We start from the raw sequence: 18,017 nt of genomic DNA on the forward strand, positions 1-18,017 counted from the left end.
TGGGTCCTCCTCGGACGGCCGGGCGCTACCGGTCAGAAGGGGTGGTGAGCGGGGTCGCCGCGCAGTGTCGTCCACTGCGTCTCGGTGAACGCCTCGATGTTGGCCAGGTGGCCGCCGTGTCGCGACCCGGTGCCCGAGTTCCCGACGCCGCCGAAGGGGACCGGGGCCTCGTCGTTCACGGTCTGGTCGTTGATGTGGACGTTCCCGGACGGGATGCGGTCGGCGAGTTGCAGGCCGTGCATGAGGTCACGCGTGAGAATGCCGAGGGACAGCCCGTACTCGGTGTCGCGCGCCGGTTCGGCCGCCTCGTCGAGTGAGGAGAAGCGGATGATCGGAGCCACCGGACCGAAAATCTCCTCACGGAACGCGCGGTGGTCCGGTGTGACGTGGTCCAGAACCGTGGGCCGGTAGAACAGGTGCCGGTACGAGCCCCCTGCGCGCAGTTTCGCGCCGGCCGCGACCGAGTCCGTGACGACCGCATGGATGTGGTCGCGCTGCCGTTCATCGATGACCGGTCCCAGCTGGACCGGTTCCTGTCCGGCCGGGTCGCCGACGACCAGCGCCTCCGCGCACTCGGTCGGCCTGGCCACGTAATAGTCCGCGATCGACTCGTGCACCAGATGCCGGCCGGTCGCCATGCGGATCTGTCCCTGGTGGATGAAGGAGCCTGCCGCGCCCACGCTCGGAGCATGGGCCAGATCCGCGTCGGCCATCACGATCAGTGCGTTGTCGCCGCCGAGTTCGAGATGAGCGCGCTTGAGATGGCGCGCCGCCAGCTCGCCCACCCGCCTGCCCACGCCGGTGGAACCGGTGAACGCGATCACCCGTGTACGGGGCGTCGTGATCAAGCGTTCGCCTGTGGAAGCCCCATGGCCGGGCAGCACCTGCAGTAGGCCCGGCGGCAGCCCGGCCTCTTCGAAGACGGCTGCGAGCGTGACACCACCACTGATCGGCGTGCGGCTGTCCGGCTTGAGGAGGACCGCGTCGCCCAGCGCGAGGGCCGGAGCCACGGCACGGATCGACAGGACGATCGGGGCGTTGAACGGTGCGATCACTGCCACCACCCCGACGGGGAAGCGGCGACTGAGGCTGCGCCGGGGCTGGGTGGACCTCAGGACCTCGCCATAGGGCACGGAGGCCAGAGCCTCGGCCTCGAAGCACTCCTGCGCTGCCGTCTCGGCTTCGAATCGGGCCTTTGCCGCGGCGGAGCCGGACTCGGCTCCGAGCCGCTGCGTGGCCTCGTCGACATGGGCGTGCCGGAGATTCCCTGCGCGCCGCAGGGCGGCGGCCTCTCCTCGTAGCTGCGCGCGGCCCAATCGCGCTGGGCCGCTGTGGCCATCTCGGCTGCGGCGTCGGCCTGATCGGGGGAGGCGAAGCCGACCGTCGCCAGGGCCTTCCCGTCGAGGGCGGATGCACGGCGTGCTCGCCGTCGGTGCCGGACGTCCACTCGCCCGTCCAGATCCTGCCCGCCCATCGGGCCGGGTCCAGGAGCCTCGTCACCGTTGTCGTCGTGCTCACGTGCTCACCTTTCGGCCCGGGCGCGGAAGCGACGGGGCGAGAGTCGCCGACGGCGCCTTGCCGGGCATCGTTAGGCACCTGACATATTTTGCTAGGTGCCCAGCACCCTGTCGTCCCATTAGGTGCCTAGCGTTCCTGCGTACTCGCCGGCGACGACCGGGACATGGCATGCGCGCACAGCAGGGCTGTGGCCCCGCTCCCGAGCGCAGGGCTCGGGAGCGGGGCCACCGCCTTCGTGACGGGCCGGACGAGAAGACGCCTCGGGTCGGGTCCGTACTGGTCGGCACCGCCGTGCCGGACTCTTCGCTCCGCGCGTTTCCGTGCGGTCCGGGCCCACTGTTCGAAGGCCGTGGTCTCGATGTCCAGGGCGTGGGCCACCTCCGGGTGGGTCGGCGCGGGGTGGGCGTCCTTCCGTCGCTGCGACTGCGGCGAGACAATCGACATGGTGTCGAAAAAAGTCGACATGCTGTAGATTCGATGGTCGACGTGAACTGTCATGGCGGTGCGCCGCCAGGAGTCGAAGGATGTGACCGGTCATGAAGACCTTTCTGATCACCGGTGTGAGCAGCGGCCTGGGCCGGGCGTTCGCCGCGGGAGCTTCGGCGGCGGGGCACACAGTTGTGGGCACCGTCCGCAGGCAGGACGACGTCGCCGCGTTCGAGGCGCTTGCGCCGGGCCGGGCGCACGCGCGCCTGCTCGATGTCACGGACGACGAGGCTGTCGCCTCGGTGGTCGACGATGTGGAGTCGGGCGTCGGTCCGCTGGATGTGGTCATCGCCAACGCCGGTTATGGCCTGGAGGGCGTCTTCGAGGAGACGCCTCTGGCCGCGGTGCGGGCTCAGTTCGAGACGAATGTGTTCGGTGCTGCTGCCACGCTTCAGGCCGCTCTGCGCCATATGCGTCCTCGGCGCTCGGGTCATCTGATGGCGGTGACCTCGATGGGTGGTCTCATGGCGGTGCCCGGTATGTCCGCGTACTGCGGGAGCAAGTTCGCGCTGGAGGGCATGCTCGACAGCATCCGCAAGGAGGTGGCGGCCTTCGGCATCCATGTCACGGCCATCGAACCGGGGTCCTTCCGGACGGACTGGGCGGGCCGGTCGATGACCCGGGCGGAGCGGTCGATCTCGGACTACGACGAGATTTTCGACCCGATCCGTGCGGCGCGGCTCAAGGCGAGCGGCAACCAGCTGGGCAACCCGCAGAAGGCCGCTGAAGCGCTGCTGCACATCCTCGATGTGCCCGAGCCTCCCGGTCACCTGGTGCTGGGCTCCGACGCCCTGCACCTCATCCGGCAGGGCCGGGACGCGGTGGACGCCGACATCCGCAACTGGGAGGAACTGTCGCGGACCACGGACTTCCCCGACGGAGCCCAGATCGCGACCAACTGAGTCGCCCAGCGGACACCCGGTCCGGCTCGAGCGGACGGAGGTTCCGGTCCGCCCGAGCCGGACCGCCGCTCCACGGTCCTCGCAAGGCATGCCGTGGGGAAGGAGTGAACATGGCGGCACAGCCCGCTCAGAGACGGCGGCGGCCGGACGCGCCGCGCAAGGGCGATCTCAGGGAGCAGGCCATCCTCGACGCGGCGGAAGCACTGCTGGGAGGGGCCGGCTTCGAGGCGACGACGGTCGCCGGCATCGCGGCGGGTGCGGGTATCTCCCGCGGCTCGCTCTACTTCTGCTTTCGTTCCAAGCAGGACGTGGTGGCCGGGATGGTCGCTCGCACCGTCGCCGCGTTGCAGCGCAAGTCGCAAGACGCCGCACACGATCCCGCCGAGCCGCGTAAAGCGATCGAGACCGTCATGGCACGCACCAGCGGCCTGTGGCAGGCACACGGCGTGGTCATGCGGGCCGCCACCGACCTCAATCGGACGGTGCCGGAGGTCGGGGCGCTGTGGAGCCATACCGCGGAGGTGTTCATCGAGGCGATCACCCGCATCCTGCACCGTGCGGGTGTGCCCGAGGGAGACGGTCCGCACGCTGCCGGCTCGCTCGCCAGAGCCCTGTGCTGGATGATCGAGCGGACCTTCTACCCTGCCTCCCAGGCCGGTGCCGACGAACTCGAGCGGGCCTCCGCCACCTGCCTGGAAATCTGGCTGCGCACCGCACGCCTCGCCTGACCCGGTCGGTCACACGGTGACGCCGCCCCCGCGATGCAGAGCGCTCGGAGCGTGCCCGCCCGGTGGAGAAGTAAAGTGCTGCGAGAGCCGAACAGAGGAGATGACCGTGGGAAGGCGCAGGGACGCCCCCAGCAAGGGAGACCTGCGTGAGCAGGCTCTTCTGGACGCCGCCGAGGAACTGCTCGAGCAGACGAGCCTGGAGAACCTGACCGTCGAGGCGATCGCCCAGAAGGCCGGGATCTCCCGCGGCTCCCTGTATTTCTACTTCGGAAGCAAACACGAGGTCCTGGCAGCCCTCGTCGAACGGACCATGCGCACCGTCCGGGCGCACGCCGACGCCACGGCCCGGGATGATGCCGCCCCGCCCGTGGAGGCGATGGAGCGGGCCGTCCACGCGACCGAGGAGGTATGGCGGGCCCACAGTACGGTCATGCGCGCCGCCGTGGACTACTCGGCGCTGCACCCGGTCATCGGAGCGGCATGGCGCGAGACCGTCGAACGGTTCGCCGTCACCATGACCCAGGTCCTGAGAAGCGCCGGCATCCCGGACGACGACGGACCGGACGGCGCTTCCGCGCTGGCGACCGCCTTGTGCTGGATGACGGAACGCACCTTCTACCGCGCTGCCTGCGCTCCGGACGGCGACTTGAGCCGGGCCAGTGCGACCATCTCGGAGATCTGGCGCAGAGTGATCGGGGGCTGAATCGCCCGCATGACGGCCGCCGCGGACGGGCCGGCCCGTCATGTCCGCCGGGCACCGGAGCCGAGGCGGCGGCGAGCGCGATGACGAAGTCGCGCAGTTCATCCGGCCGTTCGATCACGAACGGCCGGACCGGAAATCCCCGTCAAACACCCGCTGCCGCCGCTGCCGGTCGTCACGGTTCCGACCGTGGCCGCGGACGGCACCAAGAGCGCGGACGTGTACCTGGCGCCGGATCAGTTCGCGAAGAGGTTCGCCGAGACGTGTACCCGGTGACCACAGCGGCGATGGCTGTCACACAGCGGCCGCTCGACGCCCGCGCGAACAGCTCCCTCAGCGAGGCGGCGGCCTGGCACGACATTCCGAGCCACTACCTGACCGCAGCGAAGGACCAGACCATCGAGCCCGAGAAGCAGCGTTACTTCGCGAAGCGGGCCAAGGCCCACGCGGTGGAGGACAACTCCTCGCACGCCGTCATGGTCAGTCACCCGGCCGCGGTCACCCGTCTGATCGAGGAAGCCGACCACGAAAACCGCTGAGGGTCCTCGGCCTCGTACCTCCAGCAGCCGCGTCCGTGTCTGTGCCGAACCCGGCGTCCCCGGTGGCCGGCACCACGGCAGGTACTCAACCGGCCTCTGCTCCGCGGACGTTCAGCAACTCCAGCGCCTCGGTGCTGGACGACCCGAACGCCGAGAGGAATTCCCGGGGAGGCCCGCGCCACTGTGGAGACCACCGGCGCGGCGCAGGCCCGCGGCTCGGTGGAGACCGTGCGACGCCGCTTCGCTGAGATCGTGGGGCGGACCGGCGCGGCCGAGCTGATGCTTTACGCCTTCGTCTACGACGCCGACGCACGGATCCGCTGCTACGAACTGGCCGCCCAAGCCGCCGGGTAGCAGCCGCTGCTCCGTACGGAACGTCCAACGTCCTTCAGCGGCACTTGCGGGACCTCTCCGTCGCCGGCCGCCACCCCCGCCTCGATCCGTACTCGCGGTCGAGTCGTTCGGGACGACGCTGGTGGAGGATCTCTGAGACGCGCGGGAACGACCCAGCATGCGATCCGGGTGCCGACAGGCCGTGCCCCTGGCGAGTTTGCTCAACTGCCAGAGGGGCGGCCTGCACGGAAGGTCGTGTGCGAATGGCACCGTCACCCGCTGGTTCTGACGCGGGTCGTGAGGGCCACCGGCACTGCAGTCGGTGCGGTGAGCGGCCGGAGGGCGGGCGCGTCGGCCGCACCGTCCCTCACGGACCGCCACCCGGATCCGCACACCGGCGGAGCCGGGTCCGGGCGGGTGTGTGTCACTGGGTGCTGTGGGAAGCCTCCTCGATCACCTTCGTGACCACGCCGGGGCGGCTGATCATCACGGCGTGCGAGGCGTTGACTTCCTCGGTGTGCGCGTGCGCCCGGTTGGACATGAACCGCTGGAGGCCGGGAGCTATCGCCTTGTCCTGGCGGGTGATCAGGCTCCAGGAGGGAACGTTCTGGTAGGCCTCGGCCAGGCTGGCGTCGGTCACCGCCTTGAGGTTGGCGGGTCGCTGTGCCGCCGCCAGGTTGGCGGCCGTCGTCTTGGCGACATCACCGGCGAAGGCCTCCCGGAAGTGAGTCGGGTCGATGGAGACCTCCGTACCGCCCGGGACGTTGGTGGAGACCAGCGGAATGGGCGGCGAGGACTTCGCGGCCAGTTCGCCGACCGTCTCACCCTTGGCGGGGATGAAGCCGGCGATGTAGACGAGGGCCTTGACGTCGGGGTCGGAGGCCGCGGCGTTGGTGATCACGGCACCGCCGTAGGAGTGGCCGACCAGGACCACGGGGCCCTCGATGGTGGACAGGTAGCTGGAGACGTAGGCGGTGTCGCTGGTGAGGCCCTGCAGCGGGTTGGCGATGGCTCGTACCGGATAGCCGTCCTTGCGCAGTCGCTCCATCACGGGCGCCCAGCTGGAAGAGTCCGCCCAGGCTCCGTGGACGAGGACGACGGTCGGCTTGGGCTCGGTGGCCTGGTCACTGTTCGACGTCGCCACGGCCGGAGCCGTGGCGGCGCCCAGCAGGGCGAGGGCACCGGCGGCGAGCGCCACACGACGTGAGATACGGATGCGCATGAGATGTCCTATCGGGCAGCAGGGAGAGCAGGTCGGTCGACCGGCCAGGACCGACACCCTCAATGAGGGAGAACGTTCGGTACATCAAATTAGATGCCGTCGCGGTCGCCATGTCAACCGAACGTTCTCCCTCGATATGCGCAAGGATGATGCCGTGCCCGTCGAGCGGCGAAGTCTGTGCGCTCTGCCGGGTGTGCGTGCCGTACGTCAGTCGGGACTGACCGTGCCGGAGGGGAGGTTCTGGGTGGCGCCACAGGGCGAGGTGAAATCCCAAGTCCGGGATGCTGCGGGCTGTTTCATCCAGGTGAGGTCGTTGCGGTCCGGGAACTCCCGGCCCTCTCGGACCTCGGGGCAGCTGGACAGGGTCCCGAGGTTGAGGCCGCTGTGCCGGCAGGCGTTGATGTGGGCGCCGTGGGCGTACGTGACAACCGTTCTCTCACGACCACCTTCGCGGCCACTCATCCGCGAGCGCTCGAACACGGGTCGGGCTGCCGCCCCGGCTTTCGCGGGCAGCTCTCAGGCTTCCGCAGACACGTCGCAGGCTTTCGCGGACAGTTCGAAGCAGCGGATCCGCGCCTCGGCGTCGTGCAGGGGGACGTACAGCATCAACTCGTCCGCGCCGGTCTGCCGCACGATGTCGGCGAACCGGCGGCGCGCCGTCTCCACCGACCCGCGCGCCTGTGCCGCTGCGATCGACGCCACCATGGCGCGGGCGTCCTCCGGGATCTCCTGACGGGCCGCTTCCTCCGCAGTGGGCAGCGCCGCCGGGGACTGCCTGGCCCGCGCGAGGTCGATCGGCCGTGCCAGGCGTGCGGCCTCCTCGTCCGTGTCGGCCACCACCGTCTCGACGGCGACCAACACATAGGGCCGGTCCGCCCACCGGGACGGCGTGAACCGTTCCCGGTAACGCTCCGCCGTGGCGACACTCCCGTCCGGCCGGATGTGGTGCGCCAGCGCGATCGGCAGTCCCAGCCGGGCCGCCAGCATGGCGCCGGCCGGGCTGGACGCCAGCAGCCAGGGGCGGGCACCGTCTGCATCCGGTCGCCAGCCGGGTATCAGCTGTACTCCGCTGTCGCCGGAGAGGTAGTGCAGGATCGCGGCCACGTCCTCGGCGTACTCGGCGTCCGTGGCCGGCTCGGCGCCCCGGCGCAGCGCCCGCACGATCGATGGGTCGGCCGTACCCGGGCCGCGGCCGATGCCCATGTCGATGCGGCCCGGATGCAGCACCGCCAGCATGGCGAACTGCTCCGCGATCGCCAAGGGCGCGTGGTTGGGCGCCAGGACCCCGCCGGACCCGAGCCGGATGCGGCGGGTCAGGGCACCGAAATGCGCCATCAGAACCGCCGGTACCACGCTCCCTGACAGCCCCATTGCGTGATGCTCGGCGAACCAGACGCGCCGGTAACCGAGTTCGTCCAGACGAAGCACTGTTCGGCTGGTCGCGGCGAGCAACTCTTCGGCGGTGCGGTTCGATTCCGCGATCACGAGGTCCAGCGCGGACAGTGAGATCGTCATGGTCGAAGGGTAGCGGCGGCCTGCGGCCCGACGGGCGCGGCACCGCACCGGGTCACGACGGGCCTCGACCTCGCGCCCATTGCTTCTCGGTGTCCCAGCGCGATGACGCCTTGCAGGCGAGGCCGCCATGTTCCGCGATGACCTCTGGAGCGGAGTCGCAGGGGTCGGGGCGCCAGGGGAGACGGAGAGGACACCGGGGTCCGGGAGCTCCAGGCCGTCGATGTACGCGGTGAGCTCGTCGACGGTGCGCAGCGTGTACGGGACGGGCCACTGTCCTTGTACGCGTCATGAGCCTGCTCGGGGGGCGAGGAGACCAGGTGTACCGAGACCATGTCGGCCGAGGTCAGCGTCGTCTTCTCGACAGTCCTGCGGGACGCCAGGATGGGCCTGCTCGTTCCGCGCCGGGTACCGGTTTCCGTGCCGCCCGCCGACGACACAGCCGCGGCCGCGGGTTCGTGGGATGGCTGTGTCGACGCGCCAGGGCTTTGTCGTGTGTGCCGGGGCTTGCGGGTCCAGACCGTGGTGACGACCTGGTCGTACGCGGCCTGCAGGGCCGTGTCCATCGACGCGGCGCCCTCGCGCCCGGCGCTTGCTGAAGAAGGCGTCCCTTGGCGGCGGGGAGGCGGGGGAACGGCTGTGGCAGCTCCTCGTGGAACTCGCTGTCCGCGGAGAGGATCGCGACCAGCGGGGCGATGGCCCTCTTGGGCCGGTAGGCCTCGGCCATGTGCCGCACGAGGCGCTCGCGAGCTTCGAGGGAGTGGACCGGGGTGATACGCGGGGGTGACTGGTCGAACGCGGTGGGGCCGTACTTGACCAGGTCGAAGATCGCCCGCACTTGCTCGTCGGTGAAGGTGTTCGCGGTGTGGGCTCACGGAACAGCGGGTCCTGGGCGGCGGGGTCAAGGATGAGAGACAGGCGTGGATTTTCTTCGGGGGATGCGTCGCGAGAGAAGTGTGTTCGCGCAGGTACACAAATGCCACCATCGTGCGCTGGGACGGATGGAGCTTGCAGCGGCGGTCACTCTCACGGGTGACGATGAGCATGGTTTCTCACTTCACGAGTGCATGCGACAGGTCGAGTGCGGCAGGGCAGGTGACCGACGAGGCCCCTGAGCAGCGTGGTTGAGACGTCAGACATCTCGACCGACTGCTCAGGGGCCTCGCTCGTTGGACTGGGCGGGTGTCACCTGATCGGGGCCCAGCTCGAAGAGGCCCAGTGTGAGACAGGGCCGCTCGTTTGCCAGATCCGATCGACTACACGCGAGGACTCTGGATGCCCAGGAGGCACAGTTCACGAAATTCGATGGCCATGTGCAGCTTGTGGCCTTCGACGATGTCGGAGGGAGTGTGAGGCGGGAAGTATGCGCCGAGTTTCACGGCGAAGCCACCAGGGGTGGGTTTGACCTGGTGGAAGGCGTACATGCGGATGTCGGTGCCATCGCTTGCGAGAGTGGTGAAGCCGGAGGTGAGGCGGTGGTGGTCGGGGTCCGGTGAGACGGGCCGCACATCAGGGTCGACAGTGATGTACATGTCTGTGGGGTTCGCATGCATGCCGAACGTCTCCATGGCATGGGCCCGCTCACCCTCGGTGCGCAGGAAGTAGTGGTCGGGGTTGAGCAGCCGGTAATTGTGCTCGACGGCTGTCGGGTCGGCAGCGTGTGCACCCAGATCATCGAGGGACATGCCCTGCACCTCGATGTCGGTGACAGCCGCACGCAGTGGGGCGTGCGCGTCGTTTCCGACGGCCTGTTTCCACAGAGCGTCGGAAGCACGGAGCTGTTCGCGGAACAGGGTGGTGATGCCATCGATGTCGTACGCGCCGCGGATGCCGATGCTGAGCTGTCGTGCGGTGTGCGGAGTGAGGGCGTCGATCTCGGGGCTGCCCAGGGATCGTCCTTCATGGGGGATCGGTGCGCCCAGGGCCGCCATTGTGTGCAGGACATGCAGGTGGCGTTGGTGTTGCAGTCGGTCGAGCTGCTCGCCGGACCAGTCGTGGCCGTCGATGCTGACGCTGATGCGGACAGGGGAAGTACTCATGTCGGCCGCTTTCCTTCACTCGGCTCGTTCAGGCGGCCGCACGCTCGGTGCCGGGGCGGCGGCGCAGGTGCGAGTTCTGCAGGGCTTCAGGCACGTAGTCCTGGTCGAGGGTGCCGACATCAGTTCCGGGCGGCACGATCTCATCGATCCTGTCGAGGATGTCGTCGCTGAGCTGGACGTCGAAGCCTGCGATGAGATCGTCGAGGTGAGCCATGGTGCGGGCGCCGGCCAAAGCGCTGGTGACGCCGGGATGGGCGATGGCGAAGGCCATCGCGAGGCGCGTCAGTGACATACCCGCCTCCTCAGCGAGGGGGAGGAGCCGTTCGACGACCTCGATGCGGCGTTCGTCGTTGAGGTGCTTGAACAAGCCGGCTCGGACCAGGTTGTTCTCCTGGTTCCTGCGCACCCGGCCGGTGAGCATTCCCTGGCCGAGGGGGCCCCAGACCATCACGCCCATGCCGTATCGCTGTGCGACGGGCAGGACCTCACGCTCGATGCTGCGGTTGAGCAGTGAGTAGGGCGGCTGCTCGGTGCGGAAGCGCTCCAGTCCGCGCCGCTCTGCCACCCACTGGGCCTCGACGATGTCGGAGGCGGGCGTGGTGGAGGAACCGATGACGCGGACCTTGCCGCTGCGGATCAGGTCGGTGAGCGCGGAGAGGGTCTCTTCGAAGTCCGTCGTGGGGTCCAGGCGCTGGACCTGGTAGACGTCGATGTAGTCCGTCTGCAGCCGGCGCAGCGAGTTCTCGACAGCCTTGATGATCCAGCGCCGTGAGGTGCCCCGCTGGTTGGGGTCCTCTCCGGCGGGCATGCCGAACTTCGTCGCCAGGACGACGTTCTCGCGGCGTCCCTTCAGAGCCTCGCCGACCACTTCCTCGGAGTCGCCGTAGGCATCCCCCGTGTCGAGGAAGTTGATCCCCGCGTCCAGGGCCCTGTGGATGATCCGAGCCGACTCCTGGGGCTCGTTGCCCATTCGGGTGGCGTACATCAGGGTCCCGAGCGCGTAGGGGCTGACCTTGATGCCGGTGCGGCCAAGGGGGCGGTACTGCATGGCGAGTCTCCCAAGGATTTGCTGGAGGGAACAGGAACGGAAGGGCGACGGCGTCAAGAACGGACCTGAGCCGAAACGGAAAGCTTTTCCGCTTCGGACTATACGGAAAGCCTTTCCGGATTACCACTGGCCGCGGCTAGACTGCTGACATGTCCCAGCGCCCCGTATCCGCCCGGGCCTCCTCCACTGCCTCAGGTGGACGGCGCCCCCGCGCCGACGCACGCAGGAACCTCGATGCCCTCGTCGAAGCCGCCAAGGCCGTCTTCGCCCGCTCCGGGGTGGACGCGCCCGCGAAGGAGATCACCGACCTGGCCGGCGTCGGGGTCGGCACCCTCTACCGTCACTTCCCGCGCCGCGCCACACTGGTCGCCGCCGTCCTGCAGCACGAGATCGACGCCTGCGCGGACGCGGGCCCCGCTCTCCTCGCCGGCCATGACCCGGTGGTCGCCCTGGAACGGTGGGTGCATCGATACACCGAGTTCGTCGGCACCAAACGGGGCCTGGCCGAGGCGATGCACTCCGGCGATCCTGCCTACGACGGGCTGCACGCCTATTTCCTGGAGCGACTCGAGCCCACCCTCGCGGCCATGCTCACTTCTGCGGCCGCGGTCGGAGGAGTCCGCGAGGACATCAGCGCCCGCGATGTCCTGCACGCCGTCGCCCTGCTGTGCCAGGCCGTGCCCGGCGAGGACGACTTCGCCTACAACCAGCGCCTGGTCACAGTGTTTATCGACGGGCTGCGTACACCTCCTCGTCCGTGACGAAGTGAACCGGAGCCACAGGCCCCGGCCCTCGTCGGCAGTCCAGCGCGGCCGAAATTTCCGGTAACGCCGACACGCCCTCGCGGCATCGACGTCCACAAGGCCGCTGACCTGAGGAAATGGGCCGCGGCCCGGGGCCGGCTGACCAGCTACCGGCCGTCAGACCCGCCTGGGCATCCCGCGACGTCACGAGTGCGATCTCAGTAACGACGTCGCGTCGCAGGAGGGACCGGATTCCTTCGACGGGGGTCGAGGCCGCGTGCGTAGGGCTGCGGGCAAGGCTCCTCCAACGTCGCTTTCGCCACACCTGGACGCCTCGTCCAGCGCATCCGTCGCGGCCTACGGGACATCCCGTACCACAGCGACCTCATGGAGGGCTGCCTCGCCGAGACCGGCCTGTACGAATCAAAGACGCAGAACACTAGCGGGGGGATCGGCGTACATGACCAGCGTGAGGCGCCTCTGGGGATGTGTCAGGACGGAGCACCCTGTCCCTCGGCTCCGGGGGTCTTTCGAGCGTGGTCGGTGTGGCGGGTCATTGGGCACCGGACGTCTGGAAGTCCTGCGTCCCGATCGTCCGCGGAAGTGCGAGCTTCTCGCGTGCGTCGGTGCCCTCGGTGGGGAAGAACGCCAAAACCTTGGTGTCCGCTTCGGGTGAGAGCAGGACCTCACAGGTCAAGTGCAGAACGCCGACCTCAGGGTGCAGGAACCTCTTCTGGCCGAAGCGGTGCACCGCCACATCGTGGCGTTCCCACAGAGTACGGAACTGCTTCTGCGGCTTCCGTGCCTACCTGCGAAAACGCGGCATTGCGCACACCATCCCAGAGAAGACCGACCAGCGTCGGCACCGGCTGAGGCGCGGTTGCCGCGGCGGCCGACCGCCAGGGTTCGACGGGGAGACTCACCGGCAGTGCGACATGATCGAGCGCTGCTTCAACCGGCTCAAGGGCTTCCGCGGGATCGCCACCAGAGACGAGAAGACCGCCACCTCCTACGAAGCGGCGGTCACCCTCGCGTCGTTCCTGCTCTGGGCAAGATCCGATCGAAGGCGGACCCTGGGCGTACTTCACGCCAGCGTGCTCGAAGGCGTACGTCCGGCGCCCACGCAGCTGCCGCCACCATGAGTACGAGGACCGCTTGCCGCTCTGTGCGGAGATCTCAGCAGCCCCGGTTCGCCGCAGGCATGTCGGCCCTGTGCGCGAACATCCCCAGAAGCTTCCGCTCTATCGCAACGTCCTTGACTACCGATAGGGAACCAACGGCTTCTGTGCCGGTGGTCGAGAGTTCGAACACCTCCCTCAACGGCACGGGGTCGGCGAGTGCCGCAACAGTCGGGAAGGCAGGAGCGGCCACACGACCGGATCCGTTCTTCTGGAGGGGCCCGGACGAAGTGCGTGCGGCCGGCGTGACGTCGAGCATCGAGCGGCAGCCTCGCGCCCGTCGCAGGGTGCTCGGTGGGGTGAGCGGCTGCCCTGAGCGTGAGCCCATTCTAATACCGGTATAGTTTTACCGGTATAGTTATTGGAAGTACGTGAGAGGTCTCATGATCGAGATTTTGAGCCGCCCCATGCTCGACAGGGCGAGAGAGACCGGCGCGCTGGTCGGTGACATCCTGCAGAACCTGAAGAGGCGCAGCACGGTCGGCACGAACCTCCTGGACATCGACCGGTGGGCCAAGGAAATGATCACCGAGGCGGAAGCGCAGTCCTGCTACGTCGACTACGCGCCCTCCTTCGGGCGCGGCCCGTTCGGCCACTACATCTGCACGGCCGTCAACGACGCCGTACTTCACGGACGGCCCCACAACTACACACTGGCCGACGGTGATCTTCTGACGCTCGACCTGGCCATCTCCAGGCGTGGAGTGGCCGCAGACGCCGCTATCAGCTTCCTCGTGGGAAAGGCCAGGCCCGCAGACAGCGTCGCGATGATCGAGGCGACCGAGCGCGCGCTCGCCGCAGGGATCGATGCCGCCAAGCCGGGGGCGAGCATCGGCGACATCTCCCACGCCATCGGAACGGTCCTCCGCGAAGCGGGCTACCCCATCAACACCGAGTTCGGTGGTCACGGCATCGGCTCGACCATGCACCAGGACCCGCACGTAGCGAACACCGGACGGCCCGGCCGCGGATACAAACTACGCCCCGGATTGCTGCTCGCGCTGGAGCCCTGGGTCATGGCCGACACGGCCGTCCTCGTCACCGACCCCGACGGCTGGACGCTACGCAGCGCAACAGGGTGCCGGACTGCGCACAGCGAGCACACCATCGCCGTCACCGACGACGGAGCTGAAATCCTCACCCTGCCCGGACAGACACGGCCGTGAGGGCTCAAGCGTAAGTGGCAGTCCCCAAGGGGTCACTTCAGTCGGGTGGACCGACTCTCGGCATCCATGTCCGTTCAACCTGACGAGGTGCGGCTGCGGCCGCCGCTACGTGCGGCTGGTGATCCGACACCGTCCCTGCCACTACCGACCAACTGCTGCGGCCACGTCTACGGACGCGGCCGCAGCAAGGGCCGGCTGCATCCGTCCACTCACGCGCCAGATATAACTCCCGGTTCAGCGGGCAGAACACGCTGTCGGCGGCAGCAAGGACGCTGACCGCGACCTACTGGGTTCGCTCGCTTGCCAACCGCTCCACAGCGCGGACGGGCCACCCCCACCGACGCGGTGCGGAGCTTGGGGAACGACACGTCGTCGACCACCCACACCTCGGGCGTAGTCGCCTCGGTCAGCCGCTGGGCAATCCGCTGCCTGACGGGAAGCGGGTCCCGCGGTGACTGGTCCACGAACTGCTGCAGAGCCTGCATGTTCCCGTCCGGCAGCCGCTCGGCCATCCGCTGGATCAACTTGAGCCGGCCGTCCAGCATCAGACCCCGCAGATGACATGCAAACCACCGCCGCTGATCCCGACGCGGCACCGAGGCGAACACATCGGCAACCAGAGAAGATGCCACCAGGAGATGAGATCCCCCGACGTAGCGAAGCGCTACGAGGGCCATGATGCCGAAGGCCAGCGGGCGCCGGATTTCGTTTCGTCGTTCTCCGAACATCACGTGCGGGCACCTTGCGGGGACTGCGCCCCGTGCCAACCGTGCGCACACGTTTCGGCCTCGGTCGGGATCAAGCGGTTCTGAGCCGCCCGCTGCCGAGCGAGGTACGGAAGGTATGGTCAAGGTGCGGGGCGACACGAGTTCTCGGGCGGAGCTGATGGGGAAGTCGGGCTGGGATGTCATCGTCGTGGGGGCGGGCTCGGCCGGCTCGGTGCTGGCGGCTCGTACCGCAGCCCGGGGCAAACGGGTGCTGTTGCTCGAGGCCGGCCCCGACTGTCGCTCGGCGGAACTGCCGGAAGCCTGGCGGTCACCGAACCCCATGGTCGCTCTGTCGGACCTCGCTACCTCGGCGAGCATGCTCTGGTGGGACGTGACCGCGTCGCGGACCGACAAACAGCCACCCCTTCTGTATGCGCGTGGCCGGGGGGTCGGAGGCAGCTCGGTCGTCAACGGCCAAATCGCAATCCGACCCCCGATGGAGGACTTCGAGGACTGGGCCCGCTGCGGCTGCGAGGGTTGGGCACCTCACGACGTCATGCCGTACTTCGTCAGGCTCGAGGACGACGAGGTGTTCGGAGACTTGCCCTATCACGGCCGTGGCGGCCCGACTCCCATCCACCGCACACCACAGGCAGCCTGGGGCTCCGTGGACCGCGCGTTGGTCGAAGCATCCCTCGCCGCTGGCTTCCTGTGGGAGGCGGACGCCAACGCACCTGCTGCCTGCGGCGTATCCCCATACCCGATGAACTCGCGTGACGGGCGGAGGGTCAGCGTCAACGACGGTTACCTTGAGCCCGTGCGTGACTTGGAGAACCTCACCGTCCGAGGGGACGCCCTCGTGGACATGGTGGTCTTCGAGGGGCAACGTGCCGTCGGCGTCCGCGTGGTCATCGACGGACGGCCGGTTGTTGAGTACGCGGACGAGGTCGTCCTGAGCGCAGGATCGGTCCACTCCCCTGCCATTTTGATGCGTTCGGGCTTCGGCCCCGCTCAGCGGCTGCGGACCCTGGGGATCGAGGTACGGCAGAATCTCCCGGTGGGACTCGGTATGCAAGACCATCCGATCGCCCTGCTCTCCTTGCCGCTACTGTCAACACATGCCATCTCCTCTCCTCACGACCGGCATACCAACGTCTGCGTGCGGTGGTCGAGCGTCAGCGGAACGCATAAGAACGACCTTCTCCTCATCGCACTCAATCAGGACGTCTGGGCCATGGCCGCAGGCAACGTCGGGACACGGGCAGGGGCGCTCGGCGTCATCCTGAACAAGGCCCACTCGCGCGGTGACCTCACTCTCGTGTCGACCGACCCGTCCGTCCAGCCGCGGATCGCCGAACGGATGCTTTCCGATGAGCGCGACCGGTCGGTGCTGCGCGAGGGCGTTCGCACCGTCGTCGAAATGAGCGGCCACGAGGGCATCTCCCGTCTGCTGTCCCAACCTCTGCGGGAGGCCAACCAGCCACTGTTCGACGCTTTGTCGAGCAACCGCGCTCTGGACGATTACCTGCTGTCCACCGTCGCAGACGCCCAGCACGGCACGAGCACGTGCCGGATGGGCGCGCCCGACGCCGCAGGCACGGTCGTCGACTCCGCATGCCGAGTCCTGGGAGCCGAAGGGCTGCGTGTAGTGGATGCCTCCGTCTTCCCCTCAGTGCCCCGAGCGAACACGAACCTGGCGACAATCATGATGGCGGAGCGCATGTCGGACCGGCTTGATGACTGACGGGGGGAGAAGCGTGGCTTCGCTCTGGGTTCAGGCCAGCGATCTGACGTGTCCCGGTTCGCCACCGTCTGAACGTTATGGACTTTCGTTGCCTCGTAACCACACGCGCGTTGGGTGTGCTGTGCCGATAGGTTGCTGATGCGGCTGGTGGGTGGCGGGTAACGCCGAAGTGGGGTCGGTGGTAGTCGTACCGGTCCAGCCGGTCGGGAGACGCCGCCTGCCGTTTCGATGTCTGAGGTATAGGGCTGCTGGTGGGCCCGTTCATCGAGCAGGCACGATAGAAGCGTGCGGTCTTGCCGTTGGTCTGTGGTTCGAGAGCAAGGCCACGAACAGCTCGTTCCACTGCGCATCGGCCTCTGCCGCGGACGCCGCCTGGGCACCTTCGCGTTGCGACGCAGCCGACCCTCATTCCGGTACGGCTCCGGCGGATTGTGGTGGGCATGCGGCCGGTGCCGGCCGATGACGTCACGTCTCCTGACAGCGCGGGTACGGTCGGCCAGGGTAAGATCCCGCCGTCTGGCCCAGGCCACCGCGGTCGCTGAACACAGCCAGTGCAACGGCGTCCTGCCCGATGTGTGGCTGCTGGCCGAACGACTTGACAGATGTCAAGGTCCAGCGTGGAACTGCAATCGCCACCAGAGCCGCTGGAGCGGCTCAAGTGGTCAGCGTGGTCCGGACGACCTTTCCGATTCCCAGAGCTGACCAGATTGCTCCGCCCGCACCCGGCGTGATGCCCTGTGGTTCTGAAGATGGGCAGTGCAGGGAGTGTTCGTCGATTCGGCCGATGCCGAGGACACCAGGACGGAGTCGTCCTCCCTCTTGTGCCGCGGCGGCCAGAGCAGACACGTTGACCCACTGGCGGAACAGGCCATACTGCGTCCGACGAGACCGAACGCGAAGCCCTCGACCTGGGCGGTGGTCCAGGTCGCCGCAGATCGTGGTGTGTGGCTGCAGCAGTCCACGGCGAGGGGCGTGGCCGTGGCACGTGAGGAGTTCGCCGTCCCCATCGACGCCGACCAGACTTGCACCACCCAGACCTCCAGGGACGGGCGATGTGCAGCCGAAGAGGTCCTACTGAGTTTTTCGTTAGTTCTGTGGTGTTTGGGGATGAATGGTCAGGCCGGTGTGGGTGAGGAAGGACCACGGGAGTTGCTCGCTGGAGCAGACTCGGTGGATGCCGCGTTCGGCTGCGTCAGCGACATCGGCGTGGTGGTCGCCGGCGAGGTTGGCCAGCTCGCGGGTCTTGATGGCCGACCACAGCAGTTCGACCGGGTTGAGTTCGGGTGCGTAGGCCGGCAGCCGCTCAAGCGTCAGCCAGTCCTGCTCGGCCGCCCAGGCCCGCATGCCCCGGCTCCAGTGGGCGGACAGTCCGTCCCATACCAGCACCACCGGCTCACCGGCGTAGAAGGTCTTGATCTGTTCCAGCACCTCGATCAGGGAAGTGGTGTCGCA

At 68.2% G+C, this 18,017-nt stretch carries 15 protein-coding genes and 5 pseudogenes; 9 read left to right on the top strand and 11 right to left on the bottom strand.

The window, feature by feature from the left end:
* Window positions 1-32: 32 nt before the first annotated feature.
* Window positions 33-1,500 (bottom strand): annotated as a pseudogene (locus tag ACIRFH_RS32545) (aldehyde dehydrogenase family protein).
* Between the two features lie 144 nt (window positions 1,501-1,644).
* Window positions 1,645-1,983, bottom strand: coding sequence for a hypothetical protein (locus tag ACIRFH_RS32550; protein WP_403528828.1), 339 nt, complete (start codon window positions 1,981-1,983; stop codon window positions 1,645-1,647).
* A gap of 71 nt (window positions 1,984-2,054) precedes the next feature.
* On the opposite strand from ACIRFH_RS32550, the gene ACIRFH_RS32555 reads away from it, so the two are divergent.
* The 5 genes from ACIRFH_RS32555 to ACIRFH_RS32575 all read left to right on the top strand — a co-directional run bounded on the left by ACIRFH_RS32555 (window position 2,055) and on the right by ACIRFH_RS32575 (window position 5,227).
* On the top strand, window positions 2,055-2,906 hold the full coding sequence (locus ACIRFH_RS32555; protein ID WP_403528831.1) for an oxidoreductase: 852 nt from the start codon (window positions 2,055-2,057) through the stop codon (window positions 2,904-2,906).
* A 110-nt stretch (window positions 2,907-3,016) separates the two neighbouring features.
* Window positions 3,017-3,634: a TetR/AcrR family transcriptional regulator gene (locus ACIRFH_RS32560; RefSeq protein WP_403528834.1), complete on the top strand. Its 618-nt coding sequence runs from the start codon at window positions 3,017-3,019 to the stop codon at window positions 3,632-3,634.
* A 106-nt stretch (window positions 3,635-3,740) separates the two neighbouring features.
* A complete protein-coding gene (locus tag ACIRFH_RS32565) occupies window positions 3,741-4,337 on the top strand; it encodes a TetR/AcrR family transcriptional regulator (RefSeq protein WP_403528837.1) in 597 nt (198 codons plus the stop codon).
* A gap of 80 nt (window positions 4,338-4,417) precedes the next feature.
* Complete coding sequence (locus ACIRFH_RS32570) at window positions 4,418-4,873, top strand: alpha/beta fold hydrolase (protein WP_403528839.1); 456 nt, start codon at window positions 4,418-4,420, stop codon at window positions 4,871-4,873.
* Between the two features lie 183 nt (window positions 4,874-5,056).
* Complete coding sequence (locus ACIRFH_RS32575) at window positions 5,057-5,227, top strand: hypothetical protein (protein ID WP_403528842.1); 171 nt, start codon at window positions 5,057-5,059, stop codon at window positions 5,225-5,227.
* Window positions 5,228-5,630: 403 nt separating this feature from the next.
* Here the strand turns inward: ACIRFH_RS32575 and ACIRFH_RS32580 are convergent, their stop codons facing one another.
* The 6 genes and pseudogenes from ACIRFH_RS32580 to ACIRFH_RS32605 all read right to left on the bottom strand — a co-directional run bounded on the left by ACIRFH_RS32580 (window position 5,631) and on the right by ACIRFH_RS32605 (window position 11,027).
* The gene (locus tag ACIRFH_RS32580; protein WP_403528845.1) at window positions 5,631-6,428 is read right to left on the bottom strand and encodes an alpha/beta fold hydrolase; all 798 of its coding nucleotides are present in this window, start codon (window positions 6,426-6,428) and stop codon (window positions 5,631-5,633) included.
* A gap of 516 nt (window positions 6,429-6,944) precedes the next feature.
* Window positions 6,945-7,943: an MsnO8 family LLM class oxidoreductase gene (locus tag ACIRFH_RS32585; protein WP_403528847.1), complete on the bottom strand. Its 999-nt coding sequence runs from the start codon at window positions 7,941-7,943 to the stop codon at window positions 6,945-6,947.
* Between the two features lie 536 nt (window positions 7,944-8,479).
* Window positions 8,480-8,858 (bottom strand): annotated as a pseudogene (locus ACIRFH_RS32590) (nitroreductase family protein); the annotation flags it as partial.
* Between the two features lie 26 nt (window positions 8,859-8,884).
* A pseudogene (locus ACIRFH_RS32595) lies at window positions 8,885-9,076 on the bottom strand (hypothetical protein); the annotation flags it as partial.
* A gap of 120 nt (window positions 9,077-9,196) precedes the next feature.
* The gene (locus ACIRFH_RS32600) at window positions 9,197-9,979 is read right to left on the bottom strand and encodes a hypothetical protein (protein WP_403528849.1); all 783 of its coding nucleotides are present in this window, start codon (window positions 9,977-9,979) and stop codon (window positions 9,197-9,199) included.
* A 28-nt stretch (window positions 9,980-10,007) separates the two neighbouring features.
* Window positions 10,008-11,027: an aldo/keto reductase gene (locus ACIRFH_RS32605; RefSeq protein ID WP_403528851.1), complete on the bottom strand. Its 1,020-nt coding sequence runs from the start codon at window positions 11,025-11,027 to the stop codon at window positions 10,008-10,010.
* A gap of 149 nt (window positions 11,028-11,176) precedes the next feature.
* Between ACIRFH_RS32605 and ACIRFH_RS32610 the strand changes: the two genes are divergently transcribed.
* Window positions 11,177-11,788 carry a TetR/AcrR family transcriptional regulator gene (locus tag ACIRFH_RS32610; RefSeq protein ID WP_403528854.1) on the top strand — a complete coding sequence of 204 codons (612 nt, stop codon included), beginning with the start codon at window positions 11,177-11,179 and terminating at the stop codon, window positions 11,786-11,788.
* A 535-nt stretch (window positions 11,789-12,323) separates the two neighbouring features.
* On the opposite strand, the pseudogene ACIRFH_RS32615 reads toward ACIRFH_RS32610, so the two are convergent.
* Window positions 12,324-12,548 (bottom strand): annotated as a pseudogene (locus ACIRFH_RS32615) (transcriptional regulator); the annotation flags it as partial.
* A gap of 157 nt (window positions 12,549-12,705) precedes the next feature.
* On the opposite strand from ACIRFH_RS32615, the gene ACIRFH_RS32620 reads away from it, so the two are divergent.
* Window positions 12,706-12,912 carry a hypothetical protein gene (locus ACIRFH_RS32620; RefSeq protein ID WP_403528858.1) on the top strand — a complete coding sequence of 69 codons (207 nt, stop codon included), beginning with the start codon at window positions 12,706-12,708 and terminating at the stop codon, window positions 12,910-12,912.
* Between the two features lie 419 nt (window positions 12,913-13,331).
* On the top strand, window positions 13,332-14,114 hold the full coding sequence (map, locus tag ACIRFH_RS32625) for a type I methionyl aminopeptidase (RefSeq protein WP_403528878.1): 783 nt from the start codon (window positions 13,332-13,334) through the stop codon (window positions 14,112-14,114).
* 193 nt (window positions 14,115-14,307) lie between these two features.
* Here the strand turns inward: map and ACIRFH_RS32630 are convergent.
* Window positions 14,308-14,791 (bottom strand): annotated as a pseudogene (locus tag ACIRFH_RS32630) (transposase); the annotation flags it as partial.
* Between the two features lie 166 nt (window positions 14,792-14,957).
* On the opposite strand from ACIRFH_RS32630, the gene ACIRFH_RS32635 reads away from it, so the two are divergent.
* Entirely contained in the window at window positions 14,958-16,565 is a 1,608-nt protein-coding gene (locus tag ACIRFH_RS32635; protein ID WP_403528861.1) for a GMC family oxidoreductase, read from the top strand.
* Window positions 16,566-17,651: 1,086 nt separating this feature from the next.
* Here ACIRFH_RS32635 and ACIRFH_RS32640 read toward each other — a convergent pair.
* The coding region (locus ACIRFH_RS32640) for a transposase (RefSeq protein WP_403528864.1) at window positions 17,652-18,017 on the bottom strand (366 nt) is incomplete at its 5' end.

Origin of the sequence: Streptomyces sp. NPDC093586, assembly GCF_044764905.1 — a bacterium.
In the GTDB taxonomy this organism is placed as follows: Bacteria; Actinomycetota; Actinomycetes; order Streptomycetales; family Streptomycetaceae; genus Streptomyces.